This window comes from Paraburkholderia sp. TE9906, assembly GCF_056279605.1.
Genome location: NZ_JBWCCT010000005.1, coordinates 71,929 through 96,205 on the forward strand (window position 1 = coordinate 71,929; position 24,277 = coordinate 96,205).

Genomic DNA, 24,277 nt, shown 5'->3' on the forward strand with positions numbered 1-24,277 from the left:
CTGCGACAAGCAAAGGCGATGCCCAACGCAGATCCGGTGTGCGTCGTCGTGCACGGTACGAAAGCGCGCGCGGAACGGTCCTTGCGAAATCATCCTCACGACGAACCTAACCAAGGAGAGCGCCATGAGCAGCACGCTGAACCCTGATGAAGAGCCGCAACAGGTGGTGAAGGAAACCTCGGGCACGACCGGGGCGCTCGGTCCGAGCGATTCGTCCGATAGCGGCAGCGATGTCGCCGGCGCGAGGCGTCATGTGTTCGACGTCGACTCGGAACTCGACAATCACGCCCTCGAAACGGGCGACGCCGAACTCGGCAGCGACACGGATCGTGCCGGCACGGGCGAGCGTGCGGCAGCCGATGGCGATTCGACGCTGAACGCGGACAGCGACATCGAACCTGATCGGATTATCGATCCGTCAGACGTGGACGACGACGGTCTTGACGACGACCCTAACGGTCCGTGAAAACGCGATCCGTAGAGCCGAACAAGTGGGCACGTCTTTTGCTGATTAATCAATTACTGAATGCGGGACCACGCCGTGCAACGACGCGCGTGGCTCTGCATGCGAACGAAGGAGAACACGCATGACTAGCACGCTGAATGGTTGCAAGGTGGCGGTACTCGCAGTGGACGGTTTCGAACAGGCGGAACTGTCCGAGCCGAAACGCGCGCTCGCGGAAGCGGGCGCAACGGTGCATGTCATCTCGGCGAAGCCCGGCAAGATTCAGGGTTTCAGGCACGTCGACAAGGGCGACGCGGTCGAGGTCGATTCGACTTTCGATCAGGCGCGCGCCGACGACTACGACGCAGTGGTGCTACCCGGCGGCGTGGTGAACGGCGATGCGATCCGTCTGCTGGCTCAGGCGCAGGCGTTCGTCAAAGCGGCCGACAGCGCCAGAAAGCCTATCGCGGTAATTTGTCATGGCACATGGTTGCTGGTGTCGGCGGGCATCATCAAGGGACGCAAGGTCACGAGCTGGCCGAGCTTGCAGGACGATATCCGCAACGCGGGCGGCACGTGGGTGGACCAGGAAGTGGTCGAGGACGGCAATCTGATTTCCAGCCGCAAACCCGACGACCTTCCCGCTTTTAACAGGACGCTGATCGCGCAACTCTCCAGGCGCAAAGCTGCCTAAACTGAGAGTGAAGCCAGGCGCGACAGGATGGGACGCGCAATGCGAACACCGTGCCGCGCCTCATCGTTCGTTGCGCGTCGGTGCCTCGCCGACCAAGGAGAAAATGCATGAAATTCCGGTATTCCATACAAGTCATGACCGTCGCGCTGGGCTTGAGCGTGGCGTCCATCGGCGCGGTTTACGCGCAGGCCAGCAATGCGCCGGCGAGCGAGGCACCGGTGGGCGGCACGAGGCTCTCCCCTGCGGACACGCAATTCGTGCAGGAGGCCTCGACAGCCGACGCCACTGAAATTGCCGCCAGCAAGATCGCGTTGAAGAACTCGAGCGACCCGCATGTGCGCAAGTTTGCACAGCAGATGATTGCCGACCATACGAAGCTCTCGCATGGCATGGCCGCGCTGGTGTCGAAGAAGGGCTTCACCACGACGCCGTCCGCGGATTCCGCGCTGGTCGGCAAACTGCAGGCGCTCAAGGGTCAGGCATTCGATCGGGCCTACGTCGAGCAGATCGGCGTGGAAGCACATCAGCGGGCCGTCGATTTATTCGAGCAGCAAAGCCAGAGCGGCACCGACGCGCAGTTGAAAGCCGCCGCCGCGAAGGCGTTGCCGATCATCAAACATCACCTCGCGATGGCGCAGCAACTCGCCGGCGAAATGAAGGGTTAGTCATGAATGCGATCCTGCCGCGACCGGCCTATGAGGACTCCCTTATGCAGATCATTTTTCCGGACGACAAACCGGCTTTCGACGGCGCGAATCTGACGGTGCGTTTCATGGCGCGGGTGGACGGCGAGCCGGTGGTGTGCGCGATCACCGCCGAAGCGCTGGAAGATCATTTCGGCGCCGATTCCGCGTTGGAAGCCACCTTGATGACGGCATTCGACAAAGGTCTTCACCGCATCCGTTCAGTCTGCGCGGAAGCGCTCGACCAGAACCACGGCGAAGGCGTAGTGTTGCATAGCGGACTGTTCAGAGTCGAAGGCATGGAACCCGATCGCGGCGCCACGGCGTAGGGCCGACATGGTCCGCGAACGCCATTTCAACGATGCAAGGAGGCCTCATGTCACTCATCGTCGCAGCGCGTTTTACGACTTTTCCCACCGCTGAAAACGCGGCGCAAAAGCTTTTCAACGCAGGTTTCGTCGAAGAAGACGTCACCCTGTTTTTCGTCAATCCGCGCGGCCAGCACGCGCGTTATCCGATTGGCGGCGACACCGGCACCGATCCCGGCGCGAAAGAGGCGCCCAAAGGCGCGGGCATGGGCGTCACGATCGGCGCGGTACTCGGGGCGGTGGTGGGCGTGGCGATTTTCGCCGCGTTTTCCGCGCCGATCATCGTGTCGCTGATCGCGGCCGGGGTCGGGGCGTATGTCGGATCGCTGGTCGGCGCGATGGCGCGCACGCGCGAGACCGGCAAATCGGGACATCATCTGGCGTTTCATGAAGAGGCGCGAGATTCAGGCGTGCTGGTCGCCGTCCATGTGTCACCGGACAATCAGTTCGACGCCGCGCGAGTGTTGCGCGAAGCGGGAGGCATGGCGATCGAGCGCGCGAGCGGGCGCTGGCAGCAAGGGCGCTGGGCCGACTTCGATCCGTTGAAGACGCCTGAGCCGCTTAACGAATACAGCGAGAAGCATGCGTGAATTCGCTGAATTCGCCCTGCAGTTTGTGATGCAGTGAAGCTTGGAAGCAGAACGGCCCGGCATTTGCCGGGCCGTTCTGCTTTGGTGGGAAAGTCGGGAGTTCAATCGTGCGGTTGATTCGAGCAGAGGTGGTCGGCGCGAAGCTTTTAATGCCTGTTGCCATTACACCCAGAGTTGCCGCTGCGCACCATGTTGCGGTTGAATGTCGCGTTCCAGCTTGCGCTCCCCACGCGTCGATTCACAGCGTGCGGGCATGAGTCCATCACGCGTGGCTGCGCATAAGGATAGCGTCGCCTGCGCATTCGTTGGCGACGCGTCGTGCGCATGCATGCCTTCACGAATCTGCATGACGGTGGCCGACGAGACGATCGCCACGACGGCGAGAAATCGCGCGCTTCTGATCTTCTTCATGTAATGCTCCCTGTCGTTATTGCCTGCCCATTGTTTTCAATGCCTTCGGCAAGTCTTGCCCGGCGTCGATGCGTGCACTGCACGACGCGGGCCGAGCCTTGAATGAGCAACCGTCATGCCATCGCGTAAGACCCCCTGTCGTATGGGGCTTTCGCGCTCTCGCAGGGGCAGTGTGCCGCGCAACATTTACGCGCGCCTGGCAAGTTTGGCGGCGTGTGATCGTGCACCGCGCCATACGTCGCGTGAACGCAGCGCCGGGCACGGCGCATGCGAGCAGATGGATGAACCCCGTTGCCTGAAGGCCTTTGTGTGGCCCGTGTGCGATCGATGCGTCGCACACGGGCCTCGCGCAAGGCCGGCAGCGGATTCTGCGATCAACGAAACCCGGAGGTATTGAATGGCTACGAACGTTGTTTCCGTGCTGAACGATCTGGTCGAAACGTCGAAGGATGGCGAGAAGGGCTTTCGCAAGGCAGCCGAGGATGCACACGACGCGCAACTGAAGACGATGTTCCTGTCGCGTGCCGACGACTGCACGCGCGGCGCGCGCGAGTTGCAGGATGCGGTGCAAAGCCTGGGCGGCAAGCCCGAAACGGGCGGCAGCATGAGCGGTGCCCTGCATCGCGGCTGGGTCGATGTGAAGTCGGCGGTCACTGATCGCAGCGACCACGAAATCCTGGCTGAATGCGAGAAGGGCGAGGACGTCGCGAAGAAGCGCTATCACGACGCGCTCGAAAAGGATTTGCCGGTGGACGTGCGCGCGATCGTCGAACGGCAGTATCAGGGCGTGTTGCAAAATCATGATCGCGTGCGAGACTTGCGCGATCAATATGCGGGCCGTCGTTAAAAGCCAGTAGGCGGCCGGCGTCTGCGAGGGCGCCGGTCTCTATCCCTGAGCACGAACTAGCACGAACTACGCGTGCAAAAAGCAGGCAAACGAAGGCCAAACGAAGCAGCCCAATAAATTAAGCCGTCCGCGATCTGAATCGCGGACGGCTTTTTCATGCTGCGTGGTGACGCCACTGCAAGGAGCTGCCGGCCGCAACCGGCATGCTCCAGGCGACCGGTCTTATTCGGCAGCGACCTTCAGATGGTTCTTCACGCTCGACACGCCCTTCACGGCCTGCACAACTTCTTCGGCTGCGGCCTTGTCGTCAGCCGAGGGCACCGAGCCCGTCAGCGACACGACACCCTTGCGGGTTTTCACATGAATGTGGGTCGACTTGACGTTTTTCGCAGCCAGCAGATCTGCCTTGGCCTTGGTGGTGATAGCGGTGTCGTCCACGTGCTGGCCCATCGATTCGGATGCGGCAGCCGGCGCCGGCGCGGCGGTTTGCGCGGTAGCGTTCAGTGCGAATGCGACACAAGCGATGCTGCCGGCGGTCTTCAGAAACTGGATCGTCTTCATGGTTTCTCCTTCGGGTGTTGATGAAAATTGCGGTCTTGTTGCCTGCGGTCGATCGCGGCCGGAACCGCCGATGACTCGCGTGGGGTCGTTGCCGCTACGGTTCCGTCAGGGCCCCGTTATCGACACCGGGCGAAGGTCCGTGCAATGCGTTGCGAGAGTGCGTTTGCGTGCAAAGAGCCGACGTCCGTCCACACAGGCTGATCCGCAAGTGATGTGCCCGGGGCCCGAGGCGAGCGGCTCCCGCGCCGGAAAGCCGTTACCGCACATACATTTAGGCTGATGAATAGGAGGACGACAGGCGTGGCCGGTGCCTGGGCGAGGTCACGGGAGGGGAACCGGAATTTGCCGGGTATTTGTAAAAAGCGCGCGCCACCACTGCGCAATTGGCGGGCCTGAAAAAACAAAGGGTATAAGAAACAGGGTGTTGGAGGATCTGGTACGACAGTTGCTCTATTGAGGCCACAGTCATTTTCCAGCTCAATTACGGGACCTCACTACAATGCCTTCAATTGAACTACGCACAAGGCAGTCTCTCGCACTCACGCCGCGTCTGCAGCAATCAGTGCGTTTGTTGCAGTTGTCGTCTCTGGAGTTTCAACAGGAGTTGCGCACCGCGCTCGACACCAATCCGTTCCTCGAATATGACTCGTCGGAAACGGAAGATGTCGCGCTCGCCACCGCATCGACGGGCGAGGAAACCGGCGCGACGGTCGCGACGGACACGGTCGCCGCCGCCGAACCCGAGGCGCTGCAGTCAGAAAGCGCCGGTAACGACACGCTGGAAAGCGCAGGCCAGGACGACATGCCCGGCGACTTTTCGGGCGACTACAGCACGCGCAGTTCGGCGCGCCAGAACGGCGACTCCGACAGTAGCGATCCCGCCGAATGGGCCCGTTCGCAACCGACCTTGCGCGAGCAGCTGCACGACTCGCTGCGCCTTTACCGTCTCGACGATCGCGACCGCGCGGTGGCCCGCTTTATCATCGAAGCGCTCGACGAGGACGGCTATCTGCGCCAGGAGCTCTCCGATCTCGCCGATAGCGTCGATCTCGAACCGGAACTGACCGAAGAAGAGCTGCTGGTCGCGCTGCGTCTCGTGCAATCGCTCGATCGTCCGGGGCTGGGTGCGCGGTCGTTGTCGGAGTGTCTGTTGCTGCAGGTCCATGCATTGCCTGCCGACACGCCGGGGCGCGACGTCGCACAGCAGATCGTCGAACATCATCTGGAACGTCTCGCGCGCCGCGAGCAGGCTGAATTGCAAAAGCAGATCGGCTGCAGCGCCGATGAATTGCGCGTGGCCTGTGCGCTCGTGCGCAAGCTCGATCCGAAGCCGGGCAACTGCTACGGCCGCACGGAAGACAACTACGTCGTGCCGGACGTGATCGTGCGTCAGGTGCGCAACAAGTGGGTGGTGTCGATCAATCCGGCGGTGCAGCCGCGCGCGCGGATTCATCGCATGTACGCTGAGTTGTTTGCGCAGTCGGCCGGCGCGAGCCGCTCGCCGCTCGCCCAGCAGCTGCAGGAAGCGCGCTGGCTGATCCGCAACGCGCAGCAACGCTTCGACACGATTCAACGCGTCGCCGAGTGCATCGTCGCGCATCAGAAGGCCTTCTTCCAATACGGCGAAATCGCACTGAAGCCGATGGTGCTGCGTGACGTGGCCGAAGAACTCGGCCTGCACGAATCGACGATTTCGCGCGCGACCGGCAACAAATATATGGCGACCCCGCGCGGCATCTTCGAGTTCAAACACTTCTTCCCGCGCGAGCTGGGCACTGAAAGCGGCGGCACGTGTTCGGCGGCGGCGGTGCGCGCGCTGCTCAAGGAAATGATCGCCGCCGAAAACACGCGTGACCCGCTCTCCGACGTGACGCTCGCGAAGATGCTCGCGGACCAGGGTGTGCTCGTGGCGCGGCGCACCGTCGCGAAGTACCGGCATCTGATGAAGGTGCCGCCGGCGGAATTGCGCCGCCAGATTTAAGCGCGCCGCGCCCTGTCGGAAAGGGCCGCGCACGAGGGCCACGCGAGGCTGTCCGCTCGCGTGGCCCTTTTTCGTATCTGGACGTTTCGTGCGCGCGCCATTACATTGGCGGCTCAAATCGAAACGGGTGAGCGCAATGAAGTACTCGAATCTGGTCGGGCGCCTGCAAGGCAGACGCACGTCGGCGTGGGAAATCCATCGTGTCGCACAACTGGCCGCCGCCGCGGGCGATGACGTCATCGTGCTGAGCGTGGGCGACCCGGACTTCGCGACGCCCGCGCCGATCGTCGAGCGCGCGATCGACGCATTGCGCGGCGGCGATACGCATTACAGCGCGGTGTCGGGCCGCGAGCCGCTGCGCGAGGCGATTGCCGTCGAACATGCGCGCACGACCGGAAGCGCCGCGAGCGCCGCCAACGTGATTCTGACCGCGGGCGCGCAGAACGGCGTGTTTGCCGTGTCGCTGTGTCTGCTCGAAGCGGGCGACGAAGTGATCGTCCCCGAGCCGATGTATCTCACCTATGAGGCTTGCGTGCGCGCGGCGGGCGCCACGCTCGTGCCGGTGCCGGTCGATCCGGCGCGGGCGTTTCACGTCGACTGCGATGCGCTCGAAGCGGCGCTCACGCCGCGCACCAAGGCGATTTTCTTCGCCACGCCATGCAATCCGACCGGCGTGGTGATGCCGCGTGCCGATCTCGAACGCATTGCGCAGCTCGCCTGTCAGCACGACTTGTGGGTGCTGTCCGACGAGGTCTATGCGGAGCTCACATTCGAGCGCGAACACGTGAGCATCGTGTCGCTGCCCGGCATGGCGGAGCGCACGGTGACGCTCGGCAGTCTGTCGAAGTCGCATGCGATGGCAGGTTGGCGCGTCGGCTGGGCGGTCGGGCCCACGGAACTGATCGAGCATATGGGGCGCCTCGCGCTGGCAATGCTCTACGGTCTGCCCGGCTTCATCCAGCAGGCCGCGTTGACGGCCGTGCAGAACAAGGCGGCGATCGTCGCCGAAATGCGCGAGATCTACCGGCGCCGCCGCAACGTCGTATTCGAGCGGCTACATCGCGTGCCGGGCCTGCGCTGCCTGTTGCCCGAGGCGGGCATGTTCATGATGGTCGACGTCAGCGGCACGGGGCTCGAAACGGTCGATTTCACCTGGCAGCTGTTTCGCGCGAAGGGCGTGTCGGTGCTCGACGCGAGCGCTTTCGGCGAGACTGCGAACGGATTCGTGCGCCTCGGCTTCGTGGTGGATGAAGCGCGGCTGATCGATGCGTGCGAGCGGATCGCCGCGTTCGTGGACGGGTTGCGGGTGCGGTGAGGGGGGAGTTGACGTTGCGGCATGTGCCGCGCCTGGAGATTGAGGCGCGTGGCCCGTCGTGCTGCGTGTCGTCCCCGCCGCGCACATTCGGCGCAAACCGTTGAACGGTATAATTCACGCACTGCGAGGTAGTGCTTCGACGTTGCGTGTAGAACGTTGGTGGTCCGCTGCCTGCCAGGCTGTCTTTCGAACCGGCTTCCCTCATCGCTGCCCATGCCATTCCTCCCGATCCAGTCCTTCACGCGCAAACGACTCTCCGACGTGGTGTCCGACCAGATCAAGCAGCTGATCTCCGAGGGCACCTTGATGCCGGGCGACCGGCTGCCGGCCGAGCGTGATCTGGCAACGCAGCTCGGCGTGTCGCGCCCTTCGTTGCGCGAAGCGCTGATCCGGCTCGAGGCGGACGGGTATATCGAAACCTCGGGGCGCGGCGGCTTTACGGTGGTCGACGTGACCGCACCGATCATCTCCAGGCCGCTCGCCGAGTTGCTGCTGCAAAATCCGCGCACCAGTGCCGATATTCTCGAGTTGCGCCAGGGACTCGAATCGATTTCGACGGTGTATGCCGCGCAACGCGCCACCGCCGCGGACCTCAAGAAGATCAGCGCGGCGTTCGACGCATTGAAGGCGGGCTCCTTGTCAGGAGATCGCGTGAATCTCGCTGAACTGGACGCCGCGTTTCACCTCGCGATTGCCGACTCGACGCACAACGTCGCGCTGGCGCACGTGATGCACGGCATCCACACGCTGATTCGCGAGGGTATGCGTCAGTATCATCGGTTGATCGACTACGATGACGCGATGGAAAAGCAGTTGATGAACCAGCATCAGGCTATCTACGACGCCGTGATGGCGCGCGACGCGCAGAAGGCGCGCAAGGCGGCCGAGCGTCATCTTACCTACGTGCGCGAGATGTATAAGGACGATGCGGCGAAACCTTCGGCAAGCGCGATCTCGTGATTGCCTGATTGAGTGAGCGCGCGGCACGGGCCAGTCCGCTCACTCCCGCTTTTCCAGTTCCTGTTCCCCGCTTTCCCCGGATTGACACCCACCGGCGACTTCCTTATATTCTTGGTCAGACCAACATGACCAGTCTTACAAATCGCCCCAGTGCCGCTCCACCGAACGCAAACCGAACCGCCATGGCTTCGCAGCCCGATTCCGCAGTAGAGTAGGCGAGTCTCCGCCGCCGCTTCGTCATTCCAAAGAGAGTATGAAAGTCGCCCTGTTCATCCCCTGCTTCATCGACGCGTTCTATCCCGAAGTGGGCATCGCCACGCTCGAACTGCTCGAACGCTTCGGCATCGAGGTCGACTATCCGCAGGAGCAAACCTGCTGCGGCCAACCGATGGCCAACAGCGGCGCGCACGCCGAGGCAGCCGGCGCAGAGCGTGTGTTCGCGCGCAACTTCGCGGGCTACGACTACATCGTCGGGCCGTCGGCGAGCTGCATTCATCATGTGCGCGAGCATCTGAGCGCGATCGAGCAGACCGGCGACGTGAAGAAGGTCCGCGCGAATGCCTATGAACTGGTGGAGTTTCTGCATGACGTGGTCGGCGCGCGTGAATTCCCGTGGGCCGAGTTTCCGCATCGCGTCGGCTTGCACAACAGTTGCAGCGCGTTGCGCCATCTGAAGGAAGCGTCGGTGTCGGAAATCGCGGCCACGCCATTTTCGAAGCCGCGCGCGTTGCTCGAAGGCGTGAAGGGCATCGAGTTCGTCAAGCCGGCAAGGCCTGACGAATGCTGCGGGTTCGGCGGCACGTTCTCGGTCACCGAGGAACCGGTGTCGGTGCGCATGGGACAGGACAAGGTGCGCGACCATCTGCAGGCGGGCGCCGAATACATCGTATCCGGCGACATGTCGTGCCTGATGCACCAACAAGGCTGCGCGGAACGCATGAAAGCCGATGCGCGCTTCATCCATATCGCGCAGGTTCTCAACGGAGCACGCGCATGAGTCGGATCGATCACGCGAAAGCGGCGGGCGCTTTCATCAAGAAGACCGAGCACGTTGCGTTTCACGACAAGCGTCTGTGGGATTTGCGTGAGAAGCGCGACGCGCAGGCGCACGGCATCGCCGAATGGGAGACGCTGCGCGAACTGGCATCGGGCATCAAGGAACACGCGTTGTCGCATCTGTCCGACTATCTCGAACAGTTTGCGGCGGCGTCCGAGGCCAACGGCGTGGTGGTGCATTGGGCCGCCACCGCCGAGGAGCACAACGCGCTGGTGCACAAGATCATGTCGGAGCGCGGCATGACCACGCTCGTCAAAAGCAAGTCGATGCTCACCGACGAATGCAAGATGCGCGAGTATCTCGAACCGCGCGGCATCACGGTGATGGAGACGGATCTCGGTGAACGCATCCAGCAGCTCGATCATCAGGACCCGAGTCATATGGTGGTGCCCGCGGTTCATAAACTGCGCGCCGACGTCGCCGAACTGTTCGGCCGCACCATCGGCACCGATCCGAAGAACAGCGACATTCACTATCTCGCTGAAAGCCAGCGGATGAACACGCGTCCTTACTTCGTGCGCGAGAAAACCGCCGGCATGACCGGCTGCAATTTCGCGGTGGCGGAGACGGGCACGGTCGTCGTTTGTACTAACGAAGGCAATGCGGATCTGTCGGCGAACGTCCCGCCGCTGCATATCGCGTCGATCGGTATCGAGAAGATCATTCCCAGGGTGTCGGACCTCGGCGTGTTCGTGCGCATGCTGTCGCGCAGCGCTCTCGGTTCGCCGATCACGCAGTACACGTCGCATTTCCGTGCGCCGCGGCCGGGTACCGAGATGCATTACATCCTCGTCGATCACGGCCGCTCGGAGCGCCTGGCGATGGAGGACTTCTGGTACTCGCTCAAATGCATCCGCTGCGGCGCGTGCATGAATACCTGTCCGGTGTATCGGCGCAGCGGCGGGCTGTCGTATGGCGGCACTTACTCCGGGCCCATCGGCGCGATCATCAATCCGACGTTCGATCTGAAGCGCTATAGCGCGCTGCCGTTCGCGTCGACGCTCAACGGCAGTTGCACGAACGTGTGTCCGGTGAAGATCAACATTCACGAGCAGATTTACAAATGGCGCACGGTGATCGCCGAGCGTCATGAAGTGCCGTTCGTGAAGCAGGAGGTGTTGAAGATGGCGGGGCGTCTGCTCGCGAGTCCGACTCTGTATCGCGCAACGGTGTCGTCGATGGGCGGCGCATTGCGGCTTCTGCCGAATTTCATGCTGTACAACCCGCTCAATATCTGGGGCAAACAGCGCGAGTTGCCGGAGGCGCCGAAGCTCACCTTCCATGCCTGGTACAAAAAGAATCGTGGAGGCGGCGATGGCAACGCGTGAGGCTTTTCTGGCGAAAGTACGGCAGGCGCAACCAGCGGCGCGGCCGCGTCCCGACGTGCCGTTGTTCGACGCGCCGGGCGGCGATCTGCGCGCCCGGTTTACAGCGGCATTGCAGATGATGGGCGGCACCTGCGTCGACGTGGCGGCTGCCGGCGACGTGAGCGTGCTGATTCGCGAGCGCTTCGGCGCCGACGCATCGATTGCATCGGCAACGCCCGAGGTGCAGGGCACGCGCGCGCTCGCGGCGGACACGGAGCCCGCTTCGTTGCAGGACATCGACGTCGGCGTGGTGCGGGCGCGCTTTGGGGTCGCCGAAACGGGCTCGGTGTGGTTCAGCGAGCGCGAGTATGTCGTCAACGCGCTGGGCTATATCGTCCAGCACCTGGTCGTGCTGCTCGATCCGGCGCAATTGATCGACGGCTTGCAGGACGTCTACCGGCGCGACGACTTCCGTGCCGCGCGTTATGCGGCGCTCGTCACGGGACCGTCGGCGACGGCCGATATCGAAGGCGTGCTGATTCGCGGCGCGCAGGGCGTGCGCTCGCTGACTGTGGTGTGGGTCGCGCCCTGACGGGACGATCCATCGAACGCGATCGACTCGGTTCCGTCGAATATTCGTTGGCCAGGGGACGTGCAGCCCAAGCGGGGCGGCGTGCGTGTTTCATTGCTCGGGCGCGCCTACGCGCAGAACCCGCCACGGACTTTGCTATCATCACTGTATAAACATACAGGTTATGCAAAAACCCGTGGCAACCGATGCTCGATCAGAACTCCGCTCTGACGTCCCTTACTACCTGCTGAACTTCGAGCGCGCCCTGGCGTGGCTCGCCGCGCGTTACGACGATCTGATGGACGCGCACGAACTGGCGTTCCTCACCGCGTTCGCCGGCTTGCCGCAAGCATCGCGCGCGCTGCTGGTGCGCATGCTGATGCGCAAAGGCGCGCTGTTTCGCGCGAGCCGTCTGGCGTATGACGAGATCGGCTGCCCGTTGCAGGCGGCCGCGCCAATGGCGGCGCTCGGCTGGGTCGACACCGAACCGCAGCTTTCACTCGACGATCTGTTCGCGCTCAGCACGCGCCCCCAGTTGCAGGACATATTCGCCGAAGCCATCGCTTTGATTCCCGGCGCGAAGAGCTTGCGCAAATCCGATCTGCTGGACACGCTGCGGCCGTTTCATGAAACCGGCGGCGGCGCGGAAAATCCCGCACGTCGCCCGCTTGCCGCGTGGCACAGCGGCGCCACGGACACCGTTCTTCACGTCACGATCGCACCGCTGTGCGAGCGGCTTCGTCTGATGTTCTTCGGCAATTTGCAGCAGGACTGGTCGGAGTTCGTGCTCGCCGATCTCGGCGTGTTCCAGTACGAAAAGGTGGCGTTCGGCCCCTCGTCGCGCGCATTCCGGCAACGCGCGGACGTCGATGTTTATCTGGCGCTGCATGCATGCCGTGAAGCGCTGGAGTGGCTGCCCATCGTCGACAGCGCGAGCGCGATCGACGAACTCGTCGCCACGGTGATCGCGATCGAAACGGGAAACCCGTGGCTCGACATGCGTCGCGCGAAACTGCTGTTCCGTATCGGCTACGAGTGCGAGCGGCAGCAGAACTGGACTGCCGCGCTCGCGGTGTATGAGCGTTGCGCGTGGCCTGGCGCGCGTCATCGGCGTATGCGCGTACTCGAACGCAGCGAGCGTTTCGACGCAGCGTTCGCGCTGGCCTCGCATGCCGCGGCCGCGCCGGAAAGCGAAGAGGAGGCGCAGCGCATCGCGCGCATGTTGCCGCGTTTGCGGCGCAAGCGTGGCGAGCCGGCGCCGCGCACGCCGGCAGCGCGCCCGGTCGAGCGCAGTACGCTGGTGTTGCCGAAGCCCGAGACGCCGCAAGCGGTCGAATACGTCGCGCGCGATCATCTGGCGTGCGATACCGCGCCGGTGCATTACGTCGAGAACGCCCTGATCAATTCGCTATTCGGTTTGCTGTGCTGGGAGCCGGTGTTCGCGGCGCTGCCCGGCGCGTTTTTTCATCCGTTCCAGCGCGGCCCGGCCGATCTGTATGCGCCGGATTTCCATGCGCGCCGCGCGGACCAGTTTGCCGCGTGTCTCGCGCAACTCGATAGCGAGGCCTATCGCGAGACGATTCTGCGGCATCTGCACAGTAAGGCGGGGCTGCAATCGCCGTTCGTGTTCTGGGGCCTGCTGACGCCGGAGCTTGTCGCGCTCGCGCTCGACTGTCTGCCCGCCGCGCATCTGAAGCTGTGGTTCGAGCGCCTGCTGCGCGATATTCGCGGCAACCGTTCGGGCCTGCCGGACCTGATCCGCTTCTGGCCGGCCGAGCGCCGCTATGAACTGATCGAGGTGAAGGGGCCCGGCGATCGCTTGCAGGACAACCAGATTCGCTGGCTCGCGTATTGCGCGCAGCACGGCATGCCGGTGCGCGTGCTCGACGTACGTTGGGCTGAAGATTGGCACGATGATGCGCAGATGCACGGCGCAGCCGCGTCGGAGACCGTCGCGACGTTCGACAACGGAGCCGCCACATGAGTTACGTGGTGGCCGTGCGCGCAATGTGCGAATTCACCGCGCGGCGCGGCGATCTGGACCTGCGCTTCACACCCGCACCCACCTCGCTCGAAGGCATGGCCGGTCACGCGACGGTGGCAGGGCGGCGCGCAAGCGGCTACGAAACCGAGATCACGCTGACGGGTGCGCATCGCAGCCTCACCGTGCGCGGCCGCGCCGACGGTTACGATACGGCGGCGAATCGTCTGGAGGAGGTCAAGACGCATCGCGGCGATCTGGAGCGCATGCCCGCCAATCACCGCACACTGCATTGGGCGCAGGCACTCGTGTACGGGCATCTGCTGTGCCGTGCGCGCGGATTGGCCGAGTTGACGGTTGCGCTGGTGTACTTCGACATCGGCAGTCAGAAGGAGACGCTGCTCGCGCAAACGCATACGGCGCGCGAGCTGGAGATATTCTTCGTCGAGCAGTGCGAGTGTTTTCTCGATTGGGCCGTGCAGGAAGAGGCGCATCGCGCGGCACGCAACGCCGCGCTCGGCGTGCTGCAGTTTCCGCACGAGCAGTTTCGCAGCGGGCAGCGCGAGCTGGCAGTGTCGGTATATCGCGCGGCGCGAGACGGGAAGCCCTTGATGGCGCAGGCGCCCACCGGCATCGGCAAGACGCTGGCGACGATTTTTCCATTGCTCAAGGCGTGTGCCTCGGAGCAGATCGACCGCGTGTTCTTTCTGACCGCGAAGACACCGGGCCGGGCACTCGCACTCGGTGCGATCGACACGCTGCAGCAGAGCGCCGCGTCGTCCGGTGCGCGATTGCCGTTGCGAACGCTCGAACTGGTCGCGCGCGACAAAGCCTGCGAGCATCCCGACAAAGCGTGCAACGGCGAATCGTGTCCGCTCGCACGCGGCTTCTACGACCGGCTCGACGCGGCCCGCGATACGGCACTCAACAGCGCACTCGACCCGGCACTCGCGGGCCCGCGCCTCGATCGCGCGGCGGTGCGCGCAGCCGCGCTCGCGCACGAAGTCTGCCCGTACTATCTGGCGCAGGAACTGGCGCGCTGGGCCGACGTCGTGGTCGGCGATTACAACTACTACTACGACAGCAACGCGATGCTGTATGCGCTCACACAGATCAATCAGTGGCGCGTCGGCGTGCTGGTGGACGAGGCGCACAATCTGCTCGACCGCGCGCGGCGCATGTACACGGCATCGCTCGATCAGGCGGCGTTGCGCAACGCGCGCAAAACCGCGCCGGCCAGTTTGCGCAAGCCGCTCGAACGCTTGCAGCGCGAGTGGAGCGCTGTCAAACGCGCGCAGAGCGGCACGTATCAGGTCTATACCGGGATTCCGGGCAAACTGCTGTCGGCCGCGCAGAATCTGATCGGCGCGGTCACGGATCAGCTTGCCGATGCGCCGCTTTCAATCGACGACACCGCGCTGCGTTTTTTCTTCGACGCGATGCACTTCGTCGCGCTGGCCGAGCAATTCGGCGAGCACTCGATTTTCGACGTGACGTTCAGCGCGGACCGTTACGCGCCGCGCGGCAAAACCGGCGCCACGCTCTGCGTGCGCAACGTGATTCCCGCGCCGTTCCTCGCGCCGCGCTACGCGGCCGCGCGCACCACCGTGATGTTCTCCGGCACGCTTGATCCGCAGCGTTTCTATCGCGACACGCTGGGATTGCCGCAGCAGACTCAATGGCTCGACGTCGAAGGGCCGTTTCGCGCGGAGCAATTGCAGGTGCACGTGGCGGGTAATGTGTCGACGCGCTGGCGCGACCGCGAGCGCTCGCTCGTGCCGATCGTCGATCTGATCGCGCGGCAGTATGCGGCGCAGCCGGGCAATTACCTGGGCTTCCTGAGCAGTTTCGAGTACCTGCAGCGGGTGGTCGAACTGATGCGCGAGCGGCATCCGGGCTTGCCGGTCTGGGCGCAGGAACCAGGCATGGACGAAGCCGCCCGCGACGCGTTTCTCGCGCGCTTTCGCACCATGAATCAGGGGGTGGGTTTCGCCGTGCTCGGCGGGGCGTTTTCAGAAGGCGTCGATCTGACCGGTCAGCAGTTGATCGGCGCATTCATCGCGACGCTCGGCTTGCCGCAAATGAACGAGGTCAACGAGCAGATGCGCCGCACGATGGACGCGAGGTTCGGCAACGGCTACGACTACACGTATCTGTATCCGGGTTTGCGGAAGGTGGTGCAGGCCGCCGGTCGCGTGATTCGCACGGAACAGGATCAGGGCGTCGTGCATCTGATCGACGACCGGTATCGCCGGCCCGAAGTGCGCCGCCTGTTGCCGCGTTGGTGGCAGGTGCGGTAGGGGCGATCGGGCGTCGCGGCGCACGGTGTTGTGTGAGCCGCCTGGCGGGTTGGCATCGGGCAGCAGCCCGCGCTGGGCGCATCACAGCGGCCCGGCGCCGGGGCGAACCCGCGTTGGCCCCAAACACCAGGCGCCGTTCACACGTGCTGGATCATGCATGCGGCGACGGCGTCCCCGGATTGCCGGGCGTTCCCGGACCACCTGCCGGTTTCGGATCGACGGGAATCTGGTCCTCGACCGGCGCATCGCCTTTTCGGGTCGCCGCGCTCGACGCGGCATCGTCAACCGGTCCATCCTTCAACGTTGGCCCGGACGAGCCGCCCCCTTCAACCTTCGCCGCCACGCTCTGTGCATCCCACGTCAGCAGATTGCGCTGCGGATTCGCGATCTCGATGCCGCGTTCGCGGAAGCGCTCGACGATGCGCCGGTTGAATTCGCGCTGCACGCCCCAGCGCGCGGTGTCGCGGCACTGCATCTGACCGGCCAGCGTGACCGCGGAGCCGTCCACCGCATCGACGCCCCAGAACGCGAAGTCCGACAGGATGCCGGCCTGAAATTTCTCGTCCTCGCGCAGCGCGGCGCCGATTTCCTTGAGCGTGTTGATCGCCAGATCGACGTCCTGGCCGAACACGATGTTCACGCGCACCGCCGCATTGCCGAGTCCGCGATTCGTGTTGTTCACCGTCGACACCGAACTGAACGGCACGGTGAAGAGCGAGCCGTCGCTGCCGCGCAGCCGCACGGTGCGGATCGACAGATATTCGACCGTGCCGGACACGCCCGCGAGCGTGACCCAGTCGCCGACCTGCATCGCGTTCTCCATCAACAGGAAAATGCCGGTGATGAAATCCTGCACCAGCTTTTGCGAGCCGAAGCCGAGCGCGACGCCGAAGATGCTCGCGCCCGCGAGCAGCGGCCCGATGTTTACGCCGAGTTCGCTCAGGCCGGTCAGCACCACCACTAGCGCGATCACGCAGAAGAGCGCGCTGCGCAGCATCGGCAGCAGCGTGCGCAGGCGCGCGGCGCGCACGAGGTCGCCGCTGGTGGTCCAGCGCTCGAGCCGCCGTTCGACCGAGACGTTGACGATTTCCCACACGATCAGCGCGATGATCGCAGCTACGCCGATAGTGACGAGCGCCGACGCGAACCGATGGCCGATCGTGCCGGCGCGGAACAGATCGACGACGTCGGCGCCCCACACCTGCAACAGCCCCAACGCGGTGACGACGCCGATGACCCAGCCGATCATCCGCCGCAGCAGCGGGTAATAGCGGTAAGCGTGCTGATGCACGAGTGATTTCGCCGACTCGTCCTGCGCCTGGAAGAGCCGCGCCAGCGCGCCGAAGATCACGATCGACGCGAGCCGCGCGCCGACCAGAATCGCCACGGTCCAGCCGCCGACGTGAAGCAGCGCGTGATAGCCGTTCTGCACGTCGAACGCCCACACGAACCACAGCGCCATCACTACGGCGGCCGTGAACCAGGCCCAGGCATCCGCGAACGCATTGGCGAACATTTCCAGCGAGTCGTGCGTGGCCAAGCGCTGGCGGATCAGATCGCCGACCGGTCTTGCGCATTGCAGGATCAGGATCGAGATCATCACGTGACCGGCGAGCGCCACCATCTTCAACAGCGCGAGATGCGCGGCGTCGTTCAGGCCGAGCGACTGCCCGACCTCGGCGAGCGCCACGCCCGCGCCCACCACGCCGACAATCCGCACGATCCAGCGTTGCACGAAGACGGCCCACGCGTCGCCCATGCGCAGCAGCCGCAGACGCGGCGCGGTGGGTTGCAGAAAGAAGTCGCCGATGATCACGATTACACGGCACAGCGCATAGATGTCGATCAACGAATCGAGCGCGCGGTCCTGCGCGGTGCCATCGCTGGTGAATACCGAGATCAGCGCGCTCGCCGCGCCGACGAACACCACGAGCGGCAGCAGGCGCAGCGCCGTGATCAACAGCGCGCGCGGCAGACGCTGCAGCAGCGTCCAGTGGTGAGTGGCTTTGCGTTTGCCCTGGGCTTCGATGACGCGGTCTTCGGCGGAAGCCGGATCGGCCACCGCGGCAGTGCTGACCGCCTGCACTTCGGCTTCGAGCACCGGCGGCACGGGCCCCGTGGGCAGCGGTAACGGCAGGGTCGGCGCGGCGCCGGGCGTTTGGGCTGCGGGTGGCGCGGCGTCGGTGGGCGTCGTGGCTTGTGTGGCTTGTGCGTCGTCGTCGTCTTCGTCGTTGAATTCGTCCGGCTCGTTGCGTTCGCGGCGCGCGGCGATCGCATGGTATGCGCGGCGCAGCAGACGCCGCGCGAGCCATTCGACCACCAGTGCGGGCACGAGCGCGGCCAGCAGCGTCCACAGGACGTTGACCAGCAAGGCGCGCGCATGCGGGCTCGTCAACTGCCAGTTCCACCACGCGCGCACCGACGTGACGTCGAGCAGCGCGGCGAGCGAGCCGCGCAGGGACTTGCCGAGGTGCATCGCCCAATGCGCGCCCTGACGGGCCATTTGCGACGCGAGTCCGTTGGATTTGAACGCGTCCGGGACGAGGGCGGCGGGACCGCTGGCCGCAGTCGGGGCCGACGCGGCGGCGGGTGCCGAGGCGGCCACGGGCGGCGCGCTCAGCGCGCCGGCTGCGGCGATCGCTTGCAGCGTATCGGCGACTTGCGCGCGGCGTTTCGGGTCGTTGAGCACGGCGAGGGCGTCGCGCGCCTGCTCGGGCGTCAGGCTGACCGCGCTGCCGGAGACCGGTGTCGCGGGCACGGCTTGCGCGGCGGCGGCAACGGCCGGCGCCGCGCCGATGACGAAGAAAAGGAGAAGCCAGACGTGAAATAGTTTGCGCATAGGGTGTAAGGCGGGATACCGGGTGCGGACATTGTGCCGAAACACGGGATAGGTTCGGCGGCGTGACTATGAACCGACACCGGCCGGGGCGTACAAGTTCCGCGGGGGAATCGTGGTTGGGTAAAGGCGGTCGGCTGGGCCTGGGGCGCAACGCGTGCCCTGCGTGAGGTGCATGACAGGCGTAACGATAGCCGATGACAGCATCCATGCCCGGCGGACGGGCGCGAACGGCCCTGCCGATAGGGGTAGCACGAAGCTTGCCCGCTAGACGGAGCCGGTGTCTTCACGGTGTCTTCAGATTGGGCTTGCGTCGCGAAGTGGAGGGATTTCCGGGGACGCGGCAAGCGGGGAGGCGGGGCAAATGGGGAAATGAGGAAATGGGCCAAACGCGGCGGCAAGCACCGGTTAGCGATCTGGCGCCCGACCCTGAAACAGCCGCGTGATCTTTATCACACGGCGCGCGTCGCTCAAACCGGCGCGAGGCCGAACGTCCCGTCGACCACTTCGGTGAAACTGCGCTCTTCGCGCAGAATGAAGCGCCGCGTCTGCGCGAAGCGGAAGTTCTCGAGCGCTTCGGCGTCGCTTCGCAGTCCCGCCCGATAGGTTTCGTAGGCGGCGAGACTATCGAACGTGATCAAGCCCCACGCAATGTCGTTGGTGCCTTCGTGCGGCAGAAAGTAGCCAGTCAGATGACCGCCGCAGCGCGGAATAATACGCCCCCAGTTGCGGGCGTATTCGTCGAAAGCGGCGCGCTGGAAAGGGTCGATCTGATAGCGGATGAAGCAGGTGATCGCCATAGTGAAGCTCCGGATGATGTGCGGCGGGATGAAACCGCATGGAGATCAGTATGGCGGGCGCCGGCCCGCGATGTTTCACGGCACGATGAAGTGTCGAGCGCAAAGGTCCAGCGCCGCAAGCGCCACGGCTCAAGCCACCGAAGACGTTTGCCGCTCGGCTTCGTCGTCGGCGTCCGGGCCGCCGGTCGCGTTCGACGCGCGGCCCGCCGCGGGCTCCTGATGCAGCCGGTTCGCATGCATCAGCCGGTACAGCGTCGCGCGCGAAATGCCCAGCTCGGCCGCCGCTTCGGACAACTTGTAGCCATGCCGCTGCAGCGCATGTTCGACCGCGTCCCTTTCGGCTTTGCTGCGGATTTCAGCAAGCGTCACCGCCGGGCCGTTGTCCGCTTCCGGCAGACCGAGGTCGCTCGCGGTGATGAAGCGGCCCTCGCTCATCACCACCGCGCGCCGCACGCAGTTGATCAGCTCGCGCACATTGCCCGGCCACGGATAGTTCGACATCGCGACGATCGCGTCGCTCGACAGCCCGCGCAGTTTGCGCGCGCCGTCCTGCCGGTACATGCTGAGCGCGTAGTTGGCGAGCAGCTTGATGTCGCCGCCGCGCTCGCGCAACGGCGGCTCGACGAGGCGCAGTACACACAGCCGGTGATACAGGTCGGAGCGGAAGCGCCCGTCTTCGACCGCCTTGTCCAGATCGACGTGGGTCGCCGAAATGACCCGCGCGTCGACCTTGATCGGCCCGTTGCCGCCAAGCCGCTCGATCGTGCCTTCCTGCAGAAAGCGCAGCAGGACGGCCTGGCATTCGTGCGGCATGTCGCCGATTTCGTCGAGAAAGAGCGTGCCCTCGTGCGCGCTTTCGATCCGGCCGATCTTGCGTTGCAGCGCGCCGGTGAACGCGCCGCGCTCGTGGCCGAACAGCTCGGCTTGCAGCAGGCTCGGCGGAATCGCCGCGCAATTGATCGCGACGAACGCGCGGCCGGCGCGCGGCGAGCGCTCGTGAATCGCACGAGCGGTCAATTCCTTGCCGGTGCCCGATTCGCCTGCGACGAACACCGGCGCGTCGGTCACGCCGCATTTGTCGATGCGTCGATAGAGCTGCTGCATGGCCTCGCATTGTCCGACCATGCCGTGCCGCCCGAGCGAAGGCTCCGGCGCGTCGGGCGCGTGACGCAGGCTCGACAGCCCGTGCGCATGGCCGAGCGCGAACACGAGCCGGTCGTTCAGCCACGGCCGCGTGACGAAGTCGAAGCAGTAATCGAGGATGAAGCGGCTGACCAGTTCGTCTTCAGCCTGGCCGGGGACGATTTGCGCGACCCAATTGGTTTCGACGCGCCGCATGCACGACGCGAGCGCGGACAGATGCTGCGACGTGCACTCGTCGGGCAGTTGCACGAGGCCGACCTTGATATTGCCGCGCTCGATCATGCGCTCGGCGATGGCCGTGCTCTTGGCGTGCACGGCTTGCCAGCCAGACGCCGCCAGAAAATCGACGAGTTGCTGATCGGGCAAGTTCGACACGTACAGAACGGTGCGTTCCGCGTCGACAGGCGTGCAAGTCGTAGTCATGTTACCCCCGGTTCGATGCTGCTCTCAGGACTGCTGTTCAACACATTGGATACACCGGCGGGCGGCGCCGGCCTTCAGTCAACTAAGCCAGCCCGGTCCGCTTGCGCGGATCGGGCTGGCTTGCGTTCAACGTTCAGGACCGGCCGCAGCAGTCCGGCGACGACGCATACGGCAGTGGCAATGATGGGGCATGAAGCGGGCGGCATAAACCGCGAAATGCTGCATGGTGGACCGATAGCGTGAGCGTTCATTGCTGAAACCGCAGCACGCCTTCATCCCCGAATCACAAAACCGTTTTTTGCCTTGATGACCTGAAAACGGCGCTCTAATTGGCGCATGGCTTAAAGATAAGCGAAAGCGCCTGATAGCGCCATACAAACAAATCTGGATTAAGAAATGATTTTCGTGCAATTGGTGCGCTGAGGACGATTAAACAAATCCGGTCAAGCCCTGTTATGAGAGGATTCCCACATAACCGTGCAATCGCGCCGCGCTAAATCGCGATGTGAATTGCATGTCGGCAACGCGGTTCGTCTCATGGTTGCGACATATCGGGCAGGCCTTTGCCAGCGTGAAGCGACGCTTCGGGCGGTGGGTGCTGCTTACCGGGTACGCCGCGCAAACCATGGCCAGTCATGGCCCGCGCGGGTTTGGCGAAATCGCTGGCGAGCGCCAGTTTTCTTCGCGGCGCGGCGGAACTTGGCGCATGGGCGTGTCACGAACGAATCAACCCCCGGCACGGACGAATCCATACAGGGTTGCCATGCAGTGAGATTCACGGCGGCATAAGGCTTCCGGTGGTCATGGCATAGCCATTGCAATAAGCACCGCACGACAAATACGAATGCGTTGCCGACCGGTCCACAGCACGGGGAAAGCTGAGATTGGAAAAACGCCGGCGGCAACACGGACTTCACAAGCCCGGCCGGGGAAGCCAGGTTTGCGAGGTAGCGGCGGGGCCAACTGAACGGAAGTCGATTAAAACGGCTGAATGACCGATACACAGATTTATCTGCATTCCGAACCGGACGACGTGAAATTGACTCGCTATCAGGTCTCTTTACCGACGGACCTGAAGGGGGACATCAATAACGACGAGTGCCGCATTCGCGCCGTTGGCGAGTGACGCACCACCGAACAAGGGCAGGGGCAGCGCCGGCCAGGACCAGCCGGTGCGAAGAAGCGAGGAGAGGCCACAGTCTCCACAGAGAGACACATGTTACGAGGTGGACTGGGTGCCGTGTCCGTGCAGTTGCACGGACACGGACATCTGGACAAGGAAACCTGACAAAGAGGCTCATCTTTCGGGGGCTGTCATGAAGAAAACGATTTGCGAGCCGGACGCCGTCGCGCGGCCGGACCCTTTCGCCGGCGCGGGCGCAACCGGGCTCTCCTATCGCCGGCGTGTCGCGGCGCGACGGCGCGCGCTGTTCGCCGCGTCGCCCGTCGATGTCATGGCGCTGGTGGTTGCCGAGGCGCTCAGGCGCAAGGCCCAGGCCGAAATCCGGCGCGACGCGTTGCGCGACGCGCTCTATGAAATGCCGGCGTCGCCCGAATGGAATACCGACCACGAGCGCGACGCGCAAATCCGGCCAACAGAGTTCGACGAATAACGACGCATACCGACGTACAACAACGAATAACAACGAATGAGTCCGCACGCCGACGGGGAGGTCGGCGTGGCCTCCCCAACTGGCGGCCTCAGACCGATGGAGACCCGACATGATCGACATCTTCCTGATGGCCGCCAGCATCGACCACGCGCAGCAGATCGTCGCGCGGCTCGAGGGAAGCGGCGTGCGTTACCGGTTGCGCACGGCCTACGGCTCGGCCCGGCAACTGCGCGCGCACGCGCGCCTGATCCGCAACGCCGATCTGCTGATCGTCGACGACGCCAGTCTGAACACGCGTGAAATGGATGGTGTCGAGGAGGCGCTCGCCTGCTGGCCGGCGCTCGAATGCATGCTGGTGGTGCGCTCGCCGGCCACCGCGTTGCTCGGCGCGGCGATGCGCGTCGGCGTGCAGCACCTGCTGTCGTGGCCGCTCGATCCGCTGGCGATCGCCGCCGCGCTCACCCGGATCGACGCGAGGAAAACCGCGGCCGGGCGGCGCGCGGGGCGAGTGGTGTCGCTGGCATCGAGCAAGGGCGGCAGCGGCACGACGCTGATCGCGGTCAATCTCGCCTGTTCGCTCGCCGCACAGCGTGACCGGCGCGTGCTGCTGATCGACCTCAGCCAGCAATTCGCCGATGCCAGCCTGCTGATGGCCGACAGACCCCCGCCGACCACGCTCGCCGATCTATGTTCGCAGATCGATCATCTCGACGCCGCGTTGTTCGATTCGTGCGTGATGCACGTGCATGCGAACCTCGACGTACTGGCCGGCGCGGGCGACCCGCTCAAGGCCGCCGAGTTGCAGCCCGCGCAGCTGCAGCGGATTCTCGCGCTGGTGCGCGAACGCTACGATGCCGTGCTGATCGACATCGGCCAGAGCCTGAACCCGTTGACGATCCACGCGTTCGATCATAGCGACACGATCTGCATGGTGGTGCGGCAGACGCCGCTGTACCTGCATGGCGGGCGCCGCATGCTCGACATCTTCAGGGAACTCGGCTATCCGGCCGCGAAGGTGCGGGTGGTGGTCAATCAATACGACAAGAATGCGCAGATCAATCTGCCGACGCTCGAAAAGACCCTCGGCGCGAAAGTCGCGCATCAGCTTCCGCGCGACGACCGTCAGGTCAACGAGGCGCTGTGCCGTGGCGTGCCGCTCGTCACGCTGGCGCGCGACAGCGCGCTCGCCCACGGCATCGGCCTGCTTGCCGACATGCTGTTGCCGGCTATCGCCGAACGCCGGAAGGGCGTGATCGGGCGGCTGCTGGCCACGTGGCCGAATCTGCCGCCGCAATTGAAGCCGGCGCTTTGAAGCGGTGCTTTGAGCGGCCGGTTGCAGGGGTATTTTGACGGTGTATGGTAAAAGAACCGCATCCGTTCGATTACCCCGG

Annotated in this window: 22 protein-coding genes; 17 read left to right on the forward strand and 5 right to left on the reverse strand. The window is 64.4% G+C overall.

Annotation, left to right across the window (positions count from 1 at the left end; all coding sequences use genetic code 11):
* The first annotated feature begins 124 nt into the window (after positions 1–124).
* From ACZ9H4_RS14420 to ACZ9H4_RS14440, 5 genes are all read left to right on the forward strand, one after another.
* Entirely contained in the window at positions 125–466 is a 342-nt protein-coding gene (locus ACZ9H4_RS14420; protein WP_408144886.1) for a chemotaxis protein, read from the forward strand.
* A gap of 121 nt (positions 467–587) precedes the next feature.
* Positions 588–1,139 (forward strand): type 1 glutamine amidotransferase domain-containing protein, encoded by a 552-nt coding sequence (locus ACZ9H4_RS14425; RefSeq protein WP_408144888.1) that lies wholly within the window; start codon positions 588–590, stop codon positions 1,137–1,139.
* Positions 1,140–1,246: 107 nt separating this feature from the next.
* Positions 1,247–1,804, forward strand: coding sequence for a DUF4142 domain-containing protein (locus ACZ9H4_RS14430; protein WP_408144890.1), 558 nt, complete (start codon positions 1,247–1,249; stop codon positions 1,802–1,804).
* A gap of 2 nt (positions 1,805–1,806) precedes the next feature.
* Entirely contained in the window at positions 1,807–2,151 is a 345-nt protein-coding gene (locus ACZ9H4_RS14435) for a DUF1488 family protein (protein ID WP_408144891.1), read from the forward strand.
* Positions 2,152–2,198: 47 nt separating this feature from the next.
* Positions 2,199–2,780, forward strand: a complete 582-nt coding sequence (locus tag ACZ9H4_RS14440) for a hypothetical protein (RefSeq protein WP_408144893.1) — start codon at positions 2,199–2,201, stop codon at positions 2,778–2,780.
* Positions 2,781–2,942: 162 nt separating this feature from the next.
* Here the strand turns inward: ACZ9H4_RS14440 and ACZ9H4_RS14445 are convergent, their stop codons facing one another.
* The gene (locus ACZ9H4_RS14445) at positions 2,943–3,191 is read right to left on the reverse strand and encodes a hypothetical protein (protein WP_476119321.1); all 249 of its coding nucleotides are present in this window, start codon (positions 3,189–3,191) and stop codon (positions 2,943–2,945) included.
* Between the two features lie 397 nt (positions 3,192–3,588).
* Between ACZ9H4_RS14445 and ACZ9H4_RS14450 the strand changes: the two genes are divergently transcribed.
* Positions 3,589–4,038, forward strand: a complete 450-nt coding sequence (locus ACZ9H4_RS14450) for a PA2169 family four-helix-bundle protein (protein WP_408144897.1) — start codon at positions 3,589–3,591, stop codon at positions 4,036–4,038.
* A gap of 222 nt (positions 4,039–4,260) precedes the next feature.
* Here ACZ9H4_RS14450 and ACZ9H4_RS14455 read toward each other — a convergent pair whose 3' ends face one another.
* Entirely contained in the window at positions 4,261–4,599 is a 339-nt protein-coding gene (locus ACZ9H4_RS14455; protein ID WP_408144899.1) for a BON domain-containing protein, read from the reverse strand.
* A 499-nt stretch (positions 4,600–5,098) separates the two neighbouring features.
* Here ACZ9H4_RS14455 and ACZ9H4_RS14460 point away from each other — a divergent pair, with 499 nt between their 5' ends.
* From ACZ9H4_RS14460 to ACZ9H4_RS14495, 8 genes are all read left to right on the forward strand, one after another.
* A complete protein-coding gene (locus ACZ9H4_RS14460; protein WP_476119322.1) occupies positions 5,099–6,580 on the forward strand; it encodes an RNA polymerase factor sigma-54 in 1,482 nt (493 codons plus the stop codon).
* A 136-nt stretch (positions 6,581–6,716) separates the two neighbouring features.
* On the forward strand, positions 6,717–7,895 hold the full coding sequence (locus ACZ9H4_RS14465) for a pyridoxal phosphate-dependent aminotransferase (protein ID WP_408144903.1): 1,179 nt from the start codon (positions 6,717–6,719) through the stop codon (positions 7,893–7,895).
* 213 nt (positions 7,896–8,108) lie between these two features.
* On the forward strand, positions 8,109–8,855 hold the full coding sequence (locus tag ACZ9H4_RS14470; RefSeq protein ID WP_408153223.1) for a FadR/GntR family transcriptional regulator: 747 nt from the start codon (positions 8,109–8,111) through the stop codon (positions 8,853–8,855).
* A 253-nt stretch (positions 8,856–9,108) separates the two neighbouring features.
* A complete protein-coding gene (locus tag ACZ9H4_RS14475) occupies positions 9,109–9,852 on the forward strand; it encodes a (Fe-S)-binding protein (RefSeq protein WP_408144907.1) in 744 nt (247 codons plus the stop codon).
* Positions 9,849–11,240 (forward strand): lactate utilization protein B, encoded by a 1,392-nt coding sequence (locus ACZ9H4_RS14480; RefSeq protein WP_476119323.1) that lies wholly within the window; start codon positions 9,849–9,851, stop codon positions 11,238–11,240. Before ACZ9H4_RS14475 ends, ACZ9H4_RS14480 begins: the two co-directional genes overlap by 4 nt.
* The gene (locus tag ACZ9H4_RS14485) at positions 11,227–11,811 is read left to right on the forward strand and encodes a LutC/YkgG family protein (protein WP_408144911.1); all 585 of its coding nucleotides are present in this window, start codon (positions 11,227–11,229) and stop codon (positions 11,809–11,811) included. Before ACZ9H4_RS14480 ends, ACZ9H4_RS14485 begins: the two co-directional genes overlap by 14 nt.
* Positions 11,812–11,986: 175 nt before the next feature.
* On the forward strand, positions 11,987–13,774 hold the full coding sequence (locus ACZ9H4_RS14490; RefSeq protein ID WP_476119832.1) for a VRR-NUC domain-containing protein: 1,788 nt from the start codon (positions 11,987–11,989) through the stop codon (positions 13,772–13,774).
* Positions 13,771–16,071: an ATP-dependent DNA helicase gene (locus tag ACZ9H4_RS14495; protein ID WP_476119324.1), complete on the forward strand. Its 2,301-nt coding sequence runs from the start codon at positions 13,771–13,773 to the stop codon at positions 16,069–16,071. The genes ACZ9H4_RS14490 and ACZ9H4_RS14495 overlap by 4 nt, the downstream gene beginning before the upstream one ends.
* Positions 16,072–16,222: 151 nt before the next feature.
* Here ACZ9H4_RS14495 and ACZ9H4_RS14500 read toward each other — a convergent pair whose 3' ends face one another.
* The 3 genes from ACZ9H4_RS14500 to ACZ9H4_RS14510 form a co-directional block, all read right to left on the reverse strand.
* Positions 16,223–18,910 (reverse strand): mechanosensitive ion channel family protein, encoded by a 2,688-nt coding sequence (locus ACZ9H4_RS14500; RefSeq protein WP_476119325.1) that lies wholly within the window; start codon positions 18,908–18,910, stop codon positions 16,223–16,225.
* 467 nt (positions 18,911–19,377) lie between these two features.
* Positions 19,378–19,707: an NIPSNAP family protein gene (locus ACZ9H4_RS14505; RefSeq protein ID WP_476119326.1), complete on the reverse strand. Its 330-nt coding sequence runs from the start codon at positions 19,705–19,707 to the stop codon at positions 19,378–19,380.
* Positions 19,708–19,836: 129 nt separating this feature from the next.
* Positions 19,837–21,273 carry a sigma 54-interacting transcriptional regulator gene (locus ACZ9H4_RS14510; protein ID WP_408144919.1) on the reverse strand — a complete coding sequence of 479 codons (1,437 nt, stop codon included), beginning with the start codon at positions 21,271–21,273 and terminating at the stop codon, positions 19,837–19,839.
* Between the two features lie 991 nt (positions 21,274–22,264).
* On the opposite strand from ACZ9H4_RS14510, the gene ACZ9H4_RS14515 reads away from it, so the two are divergent.
* The 3 genes from ACZ9H4_RS14515 to ACZ9H4_RS14525 all read left to right on the forward strand — a co-directional run bounded on the left by ACZ9H4_RS14515 (position 22,265) and on the right by ACZ9H4_RS14525 (position 24,198).
* Complete coding sequence (locus tag ACZ9H4_RS14515; protein WP_408144921.1) at positions 22,265–22,399, forward strand: hypothetical protein; 135 nt, start codon at positions 22,265–22,267, stop codon at positions 22,397–22,399.
* A gap of 190 nt (positions 22,400–22,589) precedes the next feature.
* Positions 22,590–22,886, forward strand: coding sequence for a hypothetical protein (locus tag ACZ9H4_RS14520; RefSeq protein ID WP_408144922.1), 297 nt, complete (start codon positions 22,590–22,592; stop codon positions 22,884–22,886).
* A 109-nt stretch (positions 22,887–22,995) separates the two neighbouring features.
* Positions 22,996–24,198 (forward strand): CpaE/TadZ family protein, encoded by a 1,203-nt coding sequence (locus tag ACZ9H4_RS14525; RefSeq protein WP_476119327.1) that lies wholly within the window; start codon positions 22,996–22,998, stop codon positions 24,196–24,198.
* The last annotated feature ends 79 nt before the right edge of the window (positions 24,199–24,277 follow it).